This window comes from Nocardioides sp. Z43_10 (genome assembly GCF_059766615.1).
Genome location: NZ_JCBAJY010000002.1, coordinates 295,729 through 311,640 on the forward strand (window position 1 = coordinate 295,729; position 15,912 = coordinate 311,640).

Here is a 15,912-nt window from a genome sequence, read left to right on the forward strand (position 1 = left end):
ACTCAGAAGTCCATTCCACCCATGCCGCCGGACGGGTCGCCGCCCATGGGCGCCGACTTCTCCGGCTTGTCGGCCACGACGGCCTCGGTGGTGAGGAACAGCGCAGCGATCGACGCGGCGTTCAGCAGCGCGGAGCGCGTCACCTTGGCCGGGTCGATGATGCCCTCGGCGATCATGTCGACGTACTCGCCGTTGGCCGCGTTCAGACCGTGACCGGGGGTCAGGTTGCGCACCTTCTCCGCCACGACGCCGCCCTCGAGGCCGGCGTTGATCGCGATCTGCTTGAGCGGGGCCTCGGTGGCCTTCAGCACGATGTTCGCGCCGGTGGCCTCGTCACCCTCGAGCTCGAGCTTCGGGAACACGATCGCGGCAGCCTGGACCAGCGCGACGCCACCACCGGCGACGATGCCCTCCTCGACGGCGGCCTTCGCGTTGCGAACGGCGTCCTCGATGCGGTGCTTGCGCTCCTTGAGCTCGACCTCGGTGGCCGCGCCGACCTTGATCACCGCGACACCGCCGGCCAGCTTGGCCAGGCGCTCCTGCAGCTTCTCGCGGTCGTAGTCGGAGTCCGACTTCTCGATCTCGGCGCGAATCTGGTTGACCCGGCCCTCGATCTGGCCGGCGTCGCCGGCGCCCTCGACGATCGTGGTCTCGTCCTTGGTGATGACGACCTTGCGGGCCTGACCGAGGAGCTCGATGCCGGCCGACTCGAGCTTGAGGCCGACCTCCTCGGAGATGACCTGGCCACCGGTCAGGATCGCGATGTCCTGCAGCATGGCCTTGCGGCGGTCGCCGAAGCCCGGAGCCTTGACGGCGACGGACTTGAACGTGCCACGGATCTTGTTGACGACCAGCGTGGACAGAGCCTCGCCGTCGACGTCCTCGGCGATGATGACCAGCGGCTTGCCGGACTGCATGACCTTCTCGAGCAGCGGCAGCAGGTCCTTGACGTTCGAGACCTTCGAGTTGGCGATCAGGATGTAGGGGTCCTCCAGGACCGTCTCCATCCGCTCGGGGTCGGTGACGAAGTACGCCGAGATGTAGCCCTTGTCGAAGCGCATGCCCTCGGTGAGCTCGAGGTCGAGCCCGAAGGTGTTCGACTCCTCGACGGTGATGACGCCTTCCTTGCCGACCTTGTCCATCGCCTCGGCGATGATCTCGCCGACCGTGGTGTCAGCAGCGGAGATCGAGGCTGTGGAGGCGATCTGCTCCTTGGTCTCGACGTCCTTCGCCATGCTCAGCAGCTGGGCGGAGACCGCCTCGACAGCCTGCTCGATGCCGCGCTTGAGGCCCATCGGGTTCGCACCCGCGGCCACGTTGCGCAGACCCTCGCGGACCATGGCCTGAGCCAGCACGGTCGCGGTCGTCGTGCCGTCACCGGCGACGTCGTCGGTCTTCTTGGCAACTTCCTTGACCAGCTCTGCGCCGATCTTCTCGTACGGGTCCTCGAGCTCGATCTCCTTGGCGATGGACACACCATCGTTGGTGATCGTGGGGGCGCCCCACTTCTTCTCGAGAACGACGTTGCGGCCCTTGGGACCGAGAGTGACCTTGACGGCGTCGGCGAGCGTGTTCATGCCACGCTCGAGGCCGCGCCGGGCCTCCTCGTTGAAAGCAATCAGCTTTGCCATGTCTCCTGCGATTCCTTCACGCTAGAGAGTGTCGGACCGGGTCGTTGCCCGCGACGGACGATCTGGCCGTACCGGCGAACCCTTCCCGCCGACGCTGCAGACCTCAACTCACCGGTCCGGTGTCTGTCACTCTCATCACGAGAGTGCCAACGTCATGTTTAGCACTCGAGCAAGGCGAGTGCAAAGCCCTCAGGGCAACGAGGCGGCCACCAGGGCCGCGAACGCCTCCGCGTTGTCGGGCACGACGTCGAGGTAGAGGCCGGGTTCGATCAGCTCCAGCTCGCTGAGGACCGGCCGGCCGCCGTAGGACATCAGGTCGACCCGGCCGTAAGGCAGCTCGCGACCGAGCCTGCGCCCGGCCGCGGCGAGCGCCGCCTGCGCGGCTGCGGCCAGCTCCGGGTCCAGCGGGACCGGGCGCGACGAGCCGCCGTACGCCTCGTGCACCCGGATCTCGTCCCCGCCCGGCAGCTTGTCGACCTGGGAGACCGCGCGGCCGTCGAGCACGAAGACCGAGCTCTCACCGCGGCTGCGCACCGACTCGACCAGCGGCTGCACGATCCACGGGCCGGCGCTGAGACCGGCGAGCCTCGCGTCGTCGGCGCTGTCGGCCACCACCACCCCGACGCCACCGGCGCCGGTGCGCGCCTTGACCACCACCGTGCCGTGCTCCTCGATCGCGGCCTGCAGCCCCGGGCGCAGGTGGGAATCGTCGAGCAGCGCGGTGGGCACGACCGGGACGTCGTCGGCGAGCTCGGCGAGGTAGGCCTTGTCGGCGTTCCACGCGAAGACGTCCGCGCCGTTGAGCAGTCTCGTGCGCTGCTCCACGCCCCGGGCCCAGGCCAGGAACTCCGGCAGCCGCCGGTGGTAGTCCCAGGTCGACCGCACTGCCACCAGGTCAGCCGCCGCCCAGTCGATCGTCGTGTCGTCCCAGCAGACCCAGCGCGCCCCGATCCCCCGGGCGGCCAGCGCCGCCACCAGCAGCTGGCCCTGCGGCTCGCCGTCGGGCAGCAGCGGGAACGTCACCAGCAGTACGTCGGGCACCGGGCCAGCCTAGGCGCCGTCGGGCCCCTGGTGCGGATCCCTCAGCAGCCGCCGGCCACCGCCGGGATCACCGAGATCTGGGTCCCGTCCGGGGTCGGCGTGGCCAGGTCGTCGAGGAAGCGGACGTCCTCGTTGCCGACGTAGACGTTCACGAAGCGGCGCAGCTGGCCCGCGTCGTCGAGGATCCGCGCGCGGATCCCGGCGTAGCTGCTCTCCAGGTCGTCGAGCACCTCGCCCAGGGTGCCGCCCTGGGCGCTCACCTCGGACTCCCCTCCGGTGTAGGTGCGCAGGATCGTGGGGATGCGGACGGAAACGCCCATGTGCTGCTCCTCTGGTGCGGGCGGACGGTGCTGGGTGGGCTGCGGCGCCGGGTCAGGCGATGCCGGTGGCCGAGAACGCGGCGTACGACGCAGCGATGGTGGCCGCCGGACCCACCTGGTCGGAGATCGCGTCGAGGGTCTTGAGCCCCATGCCGGTGTTGATCACGACCGTCTCCAGTGTGGGGTCCAGCTGGCCGGTCTCCACCAGCTTCTTCAGCACCGCGACCGTGGTGCCGCCGGCGGTCTCGGTGAAGATGCCCTCGTTGCGGGCCAGCAGCAGGATGCCCTCGCGTACCTCGTCGTCGCTGACGTCCTCGACCGCGCCACCGGTGCGCCGGCAGATGTCGAGCACGTAGGGACCGTCGGCGGGGTTGCCGATCGCCAGGGACTTCGCGATCGTGTCGGGGCGCACCGGGCGCACCACGTTCTTGCCGTCCTTGAACGCCACCGACACCGGCGAGCACCCGGTGGCCTGGGCGCCGTAGATCTTGTAGGGCTTCTCCTCGACCAGGCCGAGCGCGATCAGCTCCTGGAAGGCCTTGTCGACCTTGGTGAGCTGGGAGCCGGAGGCGACCGGGATGACGACCTGGTCGGGCAGGCGCCAGCCGAGCTGCTCGGCGATCTCGTAGCCCAGGGTCTTGGAGCCCTCGGCGTAGTAGGGCCGCACGTTGACGTTGACGAACGCCCAGCCCTCCTCCTCCCCCGCGATCTCGGAGGCCAGCCGGTTGACGTCGTCGTAGTTGCCCTCGACGGCGACCAGCGCGTCGGTGTAGACCGCGGAGTTGACCTGCTTGGGCTTCTCCAGGTCCGAGGGGATGAAGACCACGGTCTTGATCCCGGCCCGGGCACCGGCAGCGGCCACCGCGTTGGCGAGGTTGCCGGTCGAGGGACAGGCGAAGACCTTGCTGTGGAACTCTCGCGCCGCGGACAGTGCGCAGGCCACGACCCGGTCCTTGAAGGAGTTCGTCGGGTTCGTCGAGTCGTCCTTGACCCACAGGTTGTCGATGCCGAGCTGGCGCCCGAGGTTGTGGGCCTTGAGCAGCCGGGTGAACCCGGGCTCCATGTTCGGGCTCTCCTCGATGTCCGCGGGCACCGGCAGCAGCGCCTTGTAGCGCCAGATGTTGCGCGGCCCCGCCTCGATCTCGGCGCGGGTCACGGCGGGGAAGTCGTAGGCGATCTCTAGGGGGCCGAAACACTCGGGACAGGCGTAGTGCGGGCCGAGGGCGATCGCGTGACCGCACTCGCGGCAGGCGAGGCCGGTGGCGTTGCCGAACGCGCCCTCGCGCAGGACAGGTGTGCCGGACGGTGCGGTCTCGGTTCGGACCGACGTGTCAACAGCGCTCATGAGTGACCTCCTCCTCATCTTCCCCGCGACGTACCTCGCCGTGGGCGGAATTAGCACCGTTTCCACGACTGCCGAAGCAGGGAGAACGTGGCGGTTGCCGGGACTTCACTGGGCCGTTCCCTCAGTCCCTCTCGATGAGCTGCCGCGAGCCTACGGCCGCCGTCTCACGATGTGCACATCGTGACCAACATGCGAGATGGTGGTGGGGGCTGGCGGGACCACGAGTTAACTCGTGAAACCCGCACTTCCCACATGTTGCAACGTGTGGGATGTACGGGTTTCGTGTGGCCAGTACGGCGCAGCCGGGCGACGGGCCGCGCGCGCCGTCGGCGTTGCGCTGAACCGCTCCGGATCGGACTTCCGCTACTCGCCGCGGCCGTGCAGGAGGCGGTCGTCGAGCTCGCGCCGCCGGCATCGATCGGCGAACCGCGCCCCGGCAGCCTCGTCCGCCGCGAGCGCGGCGTACTCATCTGGGGTGAGCCGGTAGTACACCTCGAACTCGACGCCCCCGTTGCTCACCGGGATGGAGAGGTAGGGCTCGCCGGTGCTCGCGACGACACCGAGGGAGAAGCCTCCGCTGCGGGAGACGTGGATGTCGCGGTAGGGCCGCGGTAGGGCAGGTCGTGCGGCAGGCCGCTGTCCGGGCCGCGTAAACGGGGACACGATGATCCCCAAGACGAGGGCAAGGATCGTGAGCATCGCGGAGAGCAGCACCGCCCAGCCGGCCCGCCATTGACCGAATGCGAACGCGAAGGTCGCGACGACGAAGACGACCACTGCCACCAGCGCGAGGCCGGCCAGCAGGTAGGTGGCGATCAACCTTCCTGACACCCGGCGCGGCGCGGCTGCGTCCCTCACCTGCATGTCCCGTCCCACCCTTGAGCACGCTTTGAGCGGAGTCGGGTTGCCGGGGAAGGCTGGTCGCTGGGCACGGGGTCCATCCTGCCAGTCCTGTGGCCCTGAGGGGCGGAGCTTCCGTGACCGGACCGCGACGAGAGGGGACGCGGCCGGAGCCTGCGCGGGTGGGACCGGTGAGGCTGGATCGCCGGCTGGGGCGGCCGGTGTCGGCGGAACCACGAGTTAACTCGTGAAACCCGCACTTCCCACATGTTGCAACGTGTGGGATGTACGGGTTTCGTGTGGCCAGTACGGCGCAGCGGGGCGAGGGGGTCCCAGCGTGCGGTCGGAGCCTGCGCGCATGGGGCTGGCGGGACTGGCTAGTCCGTTGGGGTTATCGGTGTCGGCGGGACCACGAGTTAACTCGTGAAACCCACACTTCCCACGTGTCGCAACGTGTGGAAAGTACGGGTTCCGTGTGGCCAGTACGGCGCAGCACGGCGCCGGCCCGCCGGCCCGCCCCGGCCCGCCCCGGCCCGGGCCGCCCCGGAAGACCCGCCCCTCAGCCGCCCGCGTTGAGCGCGTCCGCGGTGAGCTGGCGCAGCAGCTCCATCACGCCGTCGGGGCCCTTCACCACGATGTCGGCGAGCTCCACCAGGGCGCTCTGCTCCTCGGAGGCTGAGCAGACCAGGAGTGTGGCGAGCCCCTCCTCGCGCAGCTCGGCGACCGCGCGGAAGGCCTCGACGTCGCCCAGGTCGTCACCGGCGAAGAGGAAGCCCCCCGCGCCGACCTCCTCGGCGATCAGGTGCACGGCGTTGCCCTTGTGCATGCCCGGCGAGCGGACCTCGACCACGTTGCGCCCCGGCTCCACCGCGAGACCGTAGCTCTCGGCCAGCTTCGAGACCGGGGCGAGCAGCTGCGCGAACGCGCCGGCGGGGTCGGCCAGGCGGCGTGTGTGCACGGCGACGCCGAGCCCCTTCTCCTCGATGTAGGCGTCGGCAGCGCCGGCGCGGCGCAGCGTGGCAGGAAGGGCGGCGATGAAGGACGAGAGCCCGTGCGGGGGGCGCGGCGAGATCACCCGGCGGTTGGTCGAGGACCAGCGCTCGTTGCCGTACTGGCCGAACAGGTAGAGCTCGCGACCGGCGCCGCCGAGCTGGTCGCCGACCTCGTCGAGACCGCCGAGCGCGAGCGCCTGGCGGGCCGGCCGCCCGGTGATCACCGCGATGGCGCGCACGACGTCGGCCAGGCCGACCAGCACCTCGGGGGCGTCCGGGTGGATGTGCGCCTCGGTGGGGTCGTCCACGATCGGCGACAGCGTGCCGTCGAAGTCGAGACCGACCACGACCGACTCGGCGACGCGGACCAGGGCGGCGTAGCGCTGCTCGCCCTCAGGGGACGTGAACTCCATGGTGACAGCCAATCACGGAACCGGACGCCCACCGCAGCCAGCGAGGCTGCGCTGGGCAAAGCCCTGAGGCCTCAGCCCGTGTCGGACCGCTCAGCTGTAGTCGGCCGTCAGGATCACGGTGAGCCGGTCGAAGCGCATCGGCGCGACGGCGGGCATCAGCCGCTTGATCCCCAGGTCGCGCGCCAGCATGGTGGCGGCCGCCTCCAGGCGCGGAGGGAAGTAGACCGTGGACGCCGGGATCGTGCCGACCCAGTTGTCCGAGCCGACGACCTTCCAACCGGCCCCGGAGGCCTTGCCTGCCGTGGTCCCGGCCAGCCCGGTGATGCCGGAGTTGTTGAAGATCTCGACGTAGACCTCGCCGCGCTTGACCGCGGGCGCCTTCTTCACCGGCTTCTTCTTCGCCGGCGCCGGCGCGGTGCTGGGGGTGGGCGTCGGCGAGGTGGTGGCCTCGGGCTGGGAGACGACCTGGACCGTCTCGCCGGAGCCGTCGTCCTGGGTGGCGACGAAGGCGACCCCGGCCATCGCGACCGCGACCACGCTCAGCATCACCAGCGGGGAGGGCAGGGCGACCCCGCGCTCGTCGCGCCGGGGGGTGTGGGGAAGGAGAGTCACCGCGGCCTCAGACGTCGAAGCCGAGCCGGCGGGCCGAGCGCTGCCGTTGGCGGGCGGCGCGCAGTCGGCGCAGCCGGCGCACCAGCAGCGGGTCCGCCTCGAGGGCGGCCGGCTTGTCGATGAGGGCGTTGAGGACCTGGTAGTAGCGCGTCGAGGACATGTCGAACTTCTCGCGGACCGCCTGCTCCTTGGCGCCGGCGTACTTCCACCACTGGCGCTCGAACTCCAGGATCTCGCGGTCGCGGTCGGACAGGCTCTGCTCCGGGGCCTCGTGGCCCTGGAAGGCGTTTGCGGCGTCCATGCAAGGTCTCCCGGTGGTGCGTCTGGCTCTCGGCCGTGGGCGAACGAGATACGAGGTGCTGAGGTCCCACTCTAGGCGACGAACCACAACGGTGTCATTCGATCCCCGCGCGTCGCTCGGCGAGCGGAGGTGCCGCGCGAGATCCGTGCCACTAGCCTCGGCGCATGAGCACCGACACCGACGTGCGCTGGGGCATCCTGGCCACCGGCAAGATCGCCCACAGCTTCGCCGACGACCTGGCCGCCACCCCCGGCGCGCGCCTGGTCGCGGTCGGCTCGCGAAGCGCCGAGCGCTCCCGGGAGTTCATCGCCGAGGTGGGCGCGGACCCCGAGAGCGTCACCCCGCACGGCTCGTACGCCGACCTCGTGGCCGACCCGGACGTGGAGGTGGTCTACGTCGCCACCCCGCACGCGCGCCACCTGGCCGACGCCCGGCTCGCCCTGGAGGCGGGCAAGCATGTGCTCTGCGAGAAGCCGCTGACCCTCAACGTCGCCGAGGCCGAGGAGATGATCGCCCTGGCCCGCGACCGCGGCCTGTTCCTGATGGAGGCGATGTGGACCGCCTGCCACCCGCTGGTCCGCGAGCTCGGCCGGGTCCTGGCCTCGGGCCGCCTCGGCACCCCGCGGATGCTGCACGCCGAGCTGGGGTTCCGCGTCGACGCCTCCGAGGACGACCGGATGCTCGACCCCGCGCTGGGCGCCAGCACCCTGCTCGACATGGGCATCTACCCGCTCACCTTCGCCCACCTGATGCTCGGCGCGGCCGAGGACCTGCACGGCACCGCCTCCCTCTCCGACCGGGGCATCGACCTCGACGTGGTGGTGACCGGCCGCTACCCCGGCGGAGCGCTGGCCACGATGTCGGCGTCGATGACCTCGTGGTCCTCGCGCGCCGCGGCGATCGCCACCGACCTGGGCCGCATCGACGTCGCCGACTTCCACCACCCCACCCGCGTGACCTTCACGCCGTACGACGCCGCGGGCGCGGACCAGGCCGGGCACACCGAGCCGGTCGCGATCACCACCGACGAGCCGGTGCTGGGACGCGGGTACGGCAACGAGATCGCCGAGGCGGGCCGCTGCCTGCGCGCGGGACTCCTGGAGAGCCCGCTGGTCCCCCACGAGCAGACCCTCACCCTGATGCGCCAGCTCGACGACCTGCGTGCCCAGATCGGCGTCCGCTACCCCGACGAGCGCTGACGCGCCGTGGGTCACATGCGTGTGGACCACGCCTCCGTTCGACCCGAAGCACTAGGGTGGCTGTCGTGACGCACATCGGCTCGGCAGACCTCGTCATCGTGGCCAACCGACTGCCCGTCGACCGGGTGACCGACAGCGACGGCAACCTCGGCTGGCGCCGCTCGCCCGGCGGGCTGGTGAGCGCCCTGGAGCCGGTGATGCGGGCCAACGACGGCGCCTGGATCGGCTGGCCCGGCGGCGCCGACGAGGAGCTCGAGCCGTTCGTCGACGACGGCCTCTCGCTGATCCCGATCGCGCTGAGCGCCCAGGAGATCGAGGAGTTCTACGAGGGCTTCTCCAACGGCACCCTGTGGCCGCTCTACCACGACGTCGTGGCCAAGCCGGAGTTCCACCGCGAGTGGTGGGAGTCCTACGTCGTGGTCAACCGCCGCTTCGCCGAGAAGGCGGCCGAGGTCGCCTCCGAGGGCGCGACCGTGTGGATCCAGGACTATCAGCTGCAGCTGGTCCCGCAGATGCTGCGCGACCTGCGCCCGGACCTGCGCATCGGCTTCTACCTGCACATCCCGTTCCCGCCCGCCGAGCTCTTCCAGCAGCTCCCGTGGCGCCGGCAGCTGCTCGAGGGGCTGCTGGGCGCCGACCTGGTCGGCTTCCAGCTGCCCGGCGCGGCCCAGAACTTCGTCCGCCTGGTCCGCCAGCGGGTCGGGCACAAGACGCACCGCGACATGGTCTACCTGCCCGACGGCCGCTCGGTGAAGGCGCACGCGTTCCCGATCTCGATCGACGTGGAGGGATTCGAGGAGCTGGCCCGCTCCGAGGGCGTCGCGAAGCGCGCCCAGGAGATCCGCGAGGCCCTCGGCAACCCGCGCAAGATCCTGCTCGGCATCGACCGCCTCGACTACACCAAGGGCATCTTCGCCCGGCTGCGCGCCTTCAGCGAGCTGCTCGCCGAGGGGCGACTCGACGTCGAGGACGCCGTGTTCGTCCAGGTTGCCACGCCCTCGCGCGAGCGTGTCGAGCAGTACCGCATCCTGCGCGACGACATCGACCGCCTCGTCGGCCGGATCAACGGCGACCTGGGCCGGATCGGCACGCCCGCGATCTCCTACCTGCACTCGTCCTACCCGCGCGAGGAGATGGCCGCGCTCTACCGGGCCGCCGACATCATGGTCGTCACGCCGTTCCGCGACGGGATGAACCTGGTCGCCAAGGAGTACGTCGCCACCCGCCTGGAGAACGACGGCGCGCTGGTCCTCTCCGAGTTCGCCGGGGCCGCCGAGGAGCTGCGCCAGGCCTGGCTGGTCAACCCCTACGACATCAACGGGATGAAGTCCGCGCTGATGGAGGCCTACGAGGCCCCGCCCAAGGAGATCACCCGACGGATGAGGGCGATGCGCAAGACGGTCGGCGAGAACGACGTCTCGAAGTGGGCCAACCGCTTCCTCGAGGAGCTCGCCGCCACCCGCCCCGACCACGGCAAGGTCGTCCGCCCCGCCCGTCGCAGCTGAGCCGGGCTCAGTCCGTCGGCGGGGCCTCCGAGCCCGGCACCCGGGGCTCCATCAGCCTGCTCACCGACGCGGCGAGCTCGGCGCCCAGCCGCCCCCAGCCGGGCTGGTAGCCGAAGACCTCGGCCAGCGACGTCATCCCCTGCTGGCCGTCCATCAGGTCGACGTCCTCGGGCGTGATCAGCCCGGGGTGGGCCACCCCCACGGCCTCGGAGACCTTGAGCAGGTCGCGGCGCAGCGAGACCAGGTAGTTGGCGACCCGCTCGCTCTTCAGGTCCGGGTCCAGGCCGCGGACGTAGCGGGGGTTCTGCGTCGCCACGCCCACCGGGCACCGGTCGGTGTGGCACTTCTGGGCCTGGATGCACCCCATCGCGAGCATCGCCTCGCGGCCCACGTTGACCATGTCGGCGCCGAGCGCGAAGCCGACCACCGCGTTCTCGGTGATGCCCAGCTTGCCGGCGCCGATGAACACCACCTCGTCGGCCAGTCCGGCGGCGGCGAAGCGCTTGTAGACCTCGGCGAACCCGACCCGGAAGGGGTAGGCGACCGCGTCGGCGAAGATCATCGGCGCCGCCCCGGTGCCGCCCTCGCCGCCGTCGATGTTGACGAAGTCGACTCCCCGCTCGCGCGAGAGCATCATCGAGACCAGCTCGTCCCAGAAGTCGAGGTTGCCGACCGCCGACTTGATGCCGACCGGCAGACCCGTCGTGTCGGCGACCAGCTCCACGAAGTCCAGCAGCGAGTCGACGTCGTGGAAGACCTGGTGCCGGCTCGGCGAGGCACAGTCGACGCCGGCCTTGATCCCCCGGATCTCGGCGATCTCGTCGGTCACCTTGGCGCCCGGCAGCATCCCCCCGAGCCCGGGCTTGGCGCCCTGGCTGAGCTTGATCTCGATGGCCCGCACCGGGGCCGACTCCACCACCCGCCGCAGCTGGTCGAGGTCGAAGTTGCCCTCCTCGTCGCGGCAGCCGAAGTAGGAGGTGCCGATCTGGAAGACGATCTCTCCGCCGTGGCGGTGGTACGGCGAGAGCGCGCCCTCGCCGGTGTTGTGCAGGACCCCCGCGGACGCCGCTCCCCGGTTGAGCGCCTCGATCGCCGCGTGCGAGAGCGAGCCGAAGCTCATCCCCGAGATGTTCACCACCGAGCGCGGCCGGAAGGCGTGGCGCCGTCCCCGAGGACCGCCGAGCACCTTCGCCGCGGGCACCGCAATGCTGTCCTCGGTGTGCGGGTACGTCGAGGCGCCCTGCCCGGAGAACGTGCGGTGCTTGATCACCGGGTAGCCCACGACGTGCTCGATGTTGTTGTCGGTGCCGAAGCCGAAGTAGTTGTTCTCCAGCTTGGAGCTGGCGTAGATCCAGCTGCGCTGGTCGCGGCTGAAGGGCCGCTCCTCGTCGTTGGACGTGACGATGTACTGCCGCAGCTCCGGGCCGACCCGCTCCAGCAGGAAGCGCCCGTGCCCGATCACCGGGAAGTTGCGCAGGATCGCGTGCCGCTTCTGACGCAGGTCGTGGACCCCCACCACCCCCAGCGCGCCGAGTGCCGCCGTGCCTGCCGCCGTCGTTCTCCTCCACCTCATGGCACCGTGTCTAGCCGCACCACCCAAGGCGTGTCGAGGCGGGGTGCTGGCGCGGGAGGGCCGGCTACCGGCACTATCAGCCGCCAAGGGGCCCTCGCGGCCCGTTCTCGGGAACTTCAGGAGTACCACCATGCGCAGACGCGCTCTCGCCGCCCTGTCCACCCTGCTGCTGACGATGGCCGCCCTGGTCGGCGTCACGTCGGTGACCGCGGCTCCGGCAATGGCCGACGGCTGCTACTCGTGGAGCCGCAACCTCGCCCCGGGCGCGACCGGCGCCGACGTCACCGAACTGCAGGTCCGCGTCGCCGGCTGGGCCGGGTACGGCGCGACCTTCGGCATCGACGGCAGCTACGGCCCCGCGACCACCACCGCGGTGCGCAACTTCCAGAAGGCCTACGGCCTGAGCGCCGACGGCCTGGCCGGGCCCGCCACGTTCGCCAAGATCTACGCCCTGCAGGACGACGACTGCTCGACGCTGCACTTCACCTGGGCCGAGGTCGACGGCGGCTGCGGGGCCGGGGGCTACAGCGGGGGCTCGGTGAGCGCCGCCCAGGTCAAGGAGAACCTCGAGCGCGCGATGTGGCGCGCCGAGGCCCTGCGCCAGCGGCTGGGCAACAAGCCGCTGCGGGTGACGTCGGGCTTCCGCTCGAAGGCCTGCGACAAGTCCGTCGGCGGCAGCGGCACCGGCCAGCACACCTACGGCCGGGCGCTGGACTTCACCGGCATCAACGGCAGCCCGTCGTTCTGCCAGATCGCGCAGGCAGCCCGCTCCACGGCGTTCAACACGATCCTCGGGCCGGGCTACCCCGGCCACGACGACCACACCCACGTCGACATCCGCCCGGACCGGGTCTACTGGAGCGCCCCGGGCTGCGGCATCGGCTGATCCTCACCGCGTGGGGGCGGACGTCGCTAGGGTGCCAGCCATGTCACACGACGTCCTCCCCCGCGGGGTGCGCCTGGGCTACGGATCGGGATCGGTCGCCACCGGCGCCTTCGGCACCGTGCCCGGCTTGATGCTGCTGCCCTACCTGACCGACAGCCTCGGCATCGCCGCGCTGTGGGCGGGGGTCATCGTCTTCGTGCCGAAGTTCCTCGACGTGGTGCTGAACCCGGTCGCCGGACGGATCAGCGACCGCACCGTCGACCCGCGCGGCCCGCGCCGGCCCTGGCTGCTGCGCGCCGGCCTGGTGCTCGCGGTCTGCTTCGCGCTGATCTTCGCCGGGCCGTCGTGGGACTCCTCGCTCGCCGAGGCGGCGTGGGTGCTGGTCTTCTTCCTGGCCGCGGCGGCCGCCTATGCGTTCTTCCAGGTCCCCTTCGTCGCGATGCCGGCCGAGATCACCGACTCCTACGACGAGCGGACCCGGCTGATGACGTGGCGGGTGGCGATCCTGGCGCTGACCATCCTGCTCGCCGGCGCCTCCGCCCCGCTGATCCGCGACGCCATCGGCGGCCGCGAGGGCTACCGCGCGATGGGCGTGGCGATGGCCGCCCTGATCGCCCTGGGCGTCGTGCTCGCCTACCGCGGCACCCGCCGCGCCCCGATCGGCGCCAGCGCCCCGGGCGCCGGCACGCTGCGTGAGCAGCTGGGCATCGTCGCCGCGGCCCGCGACTTCCGGCTGCTGCTGGTCACCTTCGTGCTGCAGGCGCTGGCGGTCGGCTGCATGCTGGCCGGCGTCGACTACGTCGCCGGCGACGTGCTCGGGCGTCAGGGCTCCTCGACGCTGCTGTTCGTGTGCTTCGTGGGACCCGCGATCGTGCTCACCCCGCTGTGGGCGCGACTGGGCGAGCGGCTGGGCAAGAAGCGCGGGTACCTCGCCTCCTCGGTGCTCCTGGCCCTCGGCGCCGGGCTCTTGGTGATGGCCTCGTGGATGCCGGCGGCGGGAGTCCTCGCCGCCACCGCCCTGGTGGGCGTCGGCTACGCCGGCTGCCAGGTGTTCCCGATGGCGATGCTGCCCGACGCCGCGGCCGTCGACGCGCGGCGCACCGGCGAGAACCGGGCCGGGGTCTACACCGGGGTCTGGACCGCCGGAGAGACCTTCGGGATGGCGCTGGGCCCCGGGGTGTTCGCCGCCCTGCTCGCGCTCGGCGGCTACGTCTCCTCCACCGACGGCGACGCGGTCCAGCCCGACTCCGCGGTGACCGCGATCGTGCTCGGCTTCTCGCTGCTGCCCGCCGCGCTCGTCGTCCTCAGCCTGTGCTGGCTGGCCCGCTACTCCCTGGACGCGGCCGCGCTCGACGCCGCGGCACCGCCCTCCGAGAGGACCCCCGCATGAGTGACGCCCTGGCCCGCCTGCACGAGCTGCAGAGCGGCGACCTCCCGGTCCAGGGCGGGCGGACGCTGGCCTACGTCTACGACTCGGGGCTGGCCGACGTGGATCGGATCGGCCGTGCGGCGGTCGCGGCGTACGCCGGCTCGAACGGCCTGGACCCGACGGCCTTCCCGAGCCTGCTGACGATGGAGAACGAGCTGGTCGGCTTCGCCTGCGACCTCCTCGACGCGCCCGCCTCCGCGGTCGGCACGGTGACCTCCGGCGGCACCGAGTCGGTGCTGCTCGCGGTGCAGGGCGCCCGCGACGCCCGCCCCGACGTGCGGCGACCGCGAATGGTGATCCCCGAGACCGCGCACGCGGCGTTCCACAAGGCCGCCCACTACTTCGGCGTCGAGGCGGTGATGGTGCCGGTGGGTCCGGACTTCCGGGCCGTGCCCGAGGCGATGGCGGCGGCGATCGACGACGACACCGTGCTGGTGGTGGTCTCGGCACCGTCCTACGCGCACGGCGTGGTGGACCCGGTGGCCCCGATCGCCGCGTCCGCCGCGGCGGCCGGGGTGCGCTGCCACGTCGACGCGTGCATCGGCGGCTGGGTGCTGCCCTACGCGGAGCGGCTGGGGCGCGCGGTGCCCGGGTGGACGTTCGCCGTCGAGGGCGTCACCTCGATCTCCGTCGACCTGCACAAGTACGGCTACGCCCCCAAGGGCACCTCGCTGCTGCTGCACCGGACCGCGCAGCTGCGCCGTCCGCAGCTGTTCGCCTCGGCGCGCTGGCCCGGCTACACCATGCTGAACTCCACGATGCAGTCGACGAAGTCGGGCGGACCGCTGGCCGGCGCGTGGGCGGTGGTGGAGACGCTGGGCGACGCGGGCTACCTGTCGCTGGCGCGCGAGGTGTTCGCGGCGGTCGACGCGATCGTGGCGGGGGTGGGCGAGATCCCCGAGCTGCGGCTGGTGGTGGCGCCGGACTCCACGCTGGTGGCGCTGGCCACCGACGGGTCCTGCGATGCGTTCACGGTGTGCGACGAGATGGCCGCACGCGGCTGGTTCGTGCAGCCGCAGATGACCCACGGCGCTCAGCCGCCCACCATCCACCTGTCGGTGAGCGCCGCGACGCACCCGCACGTCGCGGAGCTCCTCGGCGCGCTGCGTGACTCGGTGGCCGCGGCGGTGGCCGCGGGGCCGGTGACGGTGGACCCGCAGATCGTGGCGTTCGTCGAGGCGCTCGACCCGGCGTCGCTGGGCGAGGACGACTTCGACGGCCTGCTCGCCGCCGCCGGTCTCACCTCCGGGGAGGCCGGCCCGCTGGCCCTGCCCGAGCGGATGGCCGAGGTCAACGCGCTGCTCGACGTGGCCAGTCCGGCGATGCGCGAGGCCCTGCTCGCCGCCTTCCTCGACCGGCTGGCCCGGCCCGCCCGCTGACGGGCGGCCGGGTGCGAGCCGGCTAGAGGTGGTCGGGGACGATCAGCGCGTCGGGGTCCTGGCGCACCGGCATCGCCTCGACCGCGCTCCGGGTCAGCCCGGCGGTGGACTTCACCAGCAGCGCGCGCCGGCGCGGGGGCATCGCGTCCCAGGAGCCGGGGTTGCGGTGGTCCATCAGGGAGCGGATCGCCTCCTCGGCCGCCGCGGCGTACTCGTCGGCGCTGAACTGGGGCGTCGCGCCCACGGTGGGCCGCTCCGGCAGCGCCAGCAGCGCGGGCAGGATCATCTCCCCGGCGGCGGCCTTGTGGTGGTACCTGTCGATGGGCGCCTGCGCCTCCCAGGACGCGTCGGCGCCGCCGCGCCGCCAGGGCGCCCGCTTCGCGACGTACAGCTGGCGGGCGACGGCCTCGACGGCGACGGTCATCTCGCGCTCGGTGAACTTCATG

General features: G+C 71.7%; 15 protein-coding genes and 1 riboswitch. Of the genes, 5 read left to right on the forward strand and 10 right to left on the reverse strand.

Annotation, left to right across the window (positions count from 1 at the left end):
• Positions 1-2: 2 nt before the first annotated feature.
• The 8 genes from groL to AC6EI4_RS04700 all read right to left on the reverse strand — a co-directional run bounded on the left by groL (position 3) and on the right by AC6EI4_RS04700 (position 7,495).
• Positions 3-1,631 carry a chaperonin GroEL gene (gene groL / locus AC6EI4_RS04665; protein ID WP_498450708.1) on the reverse strand — a complete coding sequence of 543 codons (1,629 nt, stop codon included), beginning with the start codon at positions 1,629-1,631 and terminating at the stop codon, positions 3-5.
• Positions 1,632-1,820: 189 nt separating this feature from the next.
• The gene (locus tag AC6EI4_RS04670; RefSeq protein ID WP_498450709.1) at positions 1,821-2,672 is read right to left on the reverse strand and encodes an ATP-grasp domain-containing protein; all 852 of its coding nucleotides are present in this window, start codon (positions 2,670-2,672) and stop codon (positions 1,821-1,823) included.
• A 41-nt stretch (positions 2,673-2,713) separates the two neighbouring features.
• On the reverse strand, positions 2,714-2,992 hold the full coding sequence (locus tag AC6EI4_RS04675) for a MoaD/ThiS family protein (protein WP_498424500.1): 279 nt from the start codon (positions 2,990-2,992) through the stop codon (positions 2,714-2,716).
• A gap of 52 nt (positions 2,993-3,044) precedes the next feature.
• Positions 3,045-4,337, reverse strand: a complete 1,293-nt coding sequence (thrC, locus tag AC6EI4_RS04680) for a threonine synthase (RefSeq protein WP_498450710.1) — start codon at positions 4,335-4,337, stop codon at positions 3,045-3,047.
• 11 nt (positions 4,338-4,348) lie between these two features.
• A riboswitch (SAM riboswitch) is annotated at positions 4,349-4,478 on the reverse strand.
• Positions 4,479-4,700: 222 nt separating this feature from the next.
• Positions 4,701-5,156 (reverse strand): hypothetical protein, encoded by a 456-nt coding sequence (locus AC6EI4_RS04685; RefSeq protein WP_498450711.1) that lies wholly within the window; start codon positions 5,154-5,156, stop codon positions 4,701-4,703.
• A gap of 580 nt (positions 5,157-5,736) precedes the next feature.
• Positions 5,737-6,582 (reverse strand): trehalose-phosphatase, encoded by an 846-nt coding sequence (gene otsB / locus AC6EI4_RS04690; RefSeq protein WP_498424029.1) that lies wholly within the window; start codon positions 6,580-6,582, stop codon positions 5,737-5,739.
• A gap of 90 nt (positions 6,583-6,672) precedes the next feature.
• Complete coding sequence (locus tag AC6EI4_RS04695; protein WP_498450712.1) at positions 6,673-7,194, reverse strand: LytR C-terminal domain-containing protein; 522 nt, start codon at positions 7,192-7,194, stop codon at positions 6,673-6,675.
• Between the two features lie 7 nt (positions 7,195-7,201).
• Positions 7,202-7,495 carry a DUF3263 domain-containing protein gene (locus AC6EI4_RS04700; protein WP_498424031.1) on the reverse strand — a complete coding sequence of 98 codons (294 nt, stop codon included), beginning with the start codon at positions 7,493-7,495 and terminating at the stop codon, positions 7,202-7,204.
• A gap of 164 nt (positions 7,496-7,659) precedes the next feature.
• Here AC6EI4_RS04700 and AC6EI4_RS04705 point away from each other — a divergent pair, with 164 nt between their 5' ends.
• On the forward strand, positions 7,660-8,694 hold the full coding sequence (locus AC6EI4_RS04705) for a Gfo/Idh/MocA family protein (RefSeq protein ID WP_498450713.1): 1,035 nt from the start codon (positions 7,660-7,662) through the stop codon (positions 8,692-8,694).
• 65 nt (positions 8,695-8,759) lie between these two features.
• Complete coding sequence (locus AC6EI4_RS04710; protein WP_498424034.1) at positions 8,760-10,199, forward strand: alpha,alpha-trehalose-phosphate synthase (UDP-forming); 1,440 nt, start codon at positions 8,760-8,762, stop codon at positions 10,197-10,199.
• A gap of 7 nt (positions 10,200-10,206) precedes the next feature.
• Here the strand turns inward: AC6EI4_RS04710 and AC6EI4_RS04715 are convergent, their stop codons facing one another.
• Positions 10,207-11,772, reverse strand: coding sequence for an FMN-binding glutamate synthase family protein (locus tag AC6EI4_RS04715; RefSeq protein ID WP_498450714.1), 1,566 nt, complete (start codon positions 11,770-11,772; stop codon positions 10,207-10,209).
• Between the two features lie 130 nt (positions 11,773-11,902).
• On the opposite strand from AC6EI4_RS04715, the gene AC6EI4_RS04720 reads away from it, so the two are divergent.
• The 3 genes from AC6EI4_RS04720 to AC6EI4_RS04730 are packed head-to-tail and all read left to right on the forward strand — an operon-like array spanning position 11,903 to position 15,466.
• Positions 11,903-12,658, forward strand: a complete 756-nt coding sequence (locus AC6EI4_RS04720; protein ID WP_498450715.1) for a D-Ala-D-Ala carboxypeptidase family metallohydrolase — start codon at positions 11,903-11,905, stop codon at positions 12,656-12,658.
• A 40-nt stretch (positions 12,659-12,698) separates the two neighbouring features.
• Positions 12,699-14,048, forward strand: coding sequence for an MFS transporter (locus tag AC6EI4_RS04725; protein ID WP_498450716.1), 1,350 nt, complete (start codon positions 12,699-12,701; stop codon positions 14,046-14,048).
• The gene (locus tag AC6EI4_RS04730; protein ID WP_498450717.1) at positions 14,045-15,466 is read left to right on the forward strand and encodes a pyridoxal phosphate-dependent decarboxylase family protein; all 1,422 of its coding nucleotides are present in this window, start codon (positions 14,045-14,047) and stop codon (positions 15,464-15,466) included. The genes AC6EI4_RS04725 and AC6EI4_RS04730 overlap by 4 nt, the downstream gene beginning before the upstream one ends.
• A 22-nt stretch (positions 15,467-15,488) precedes the next feature.
• Here the strand turns inward: AC6EI4_RS04730 and AC6EI4_RS04735 are convergent, their stop codons facing one another.
• Entirely contained in the window at positions 15,489-15,911 is a 423-nt protein-coding gene (locus AC6EI4_RS04735; protein WP_498424040.1) for a hypothetical protein, read from the reverse strand.
• Between the last annotated feature and the right edge of the window lies 1 nt (position 15,912).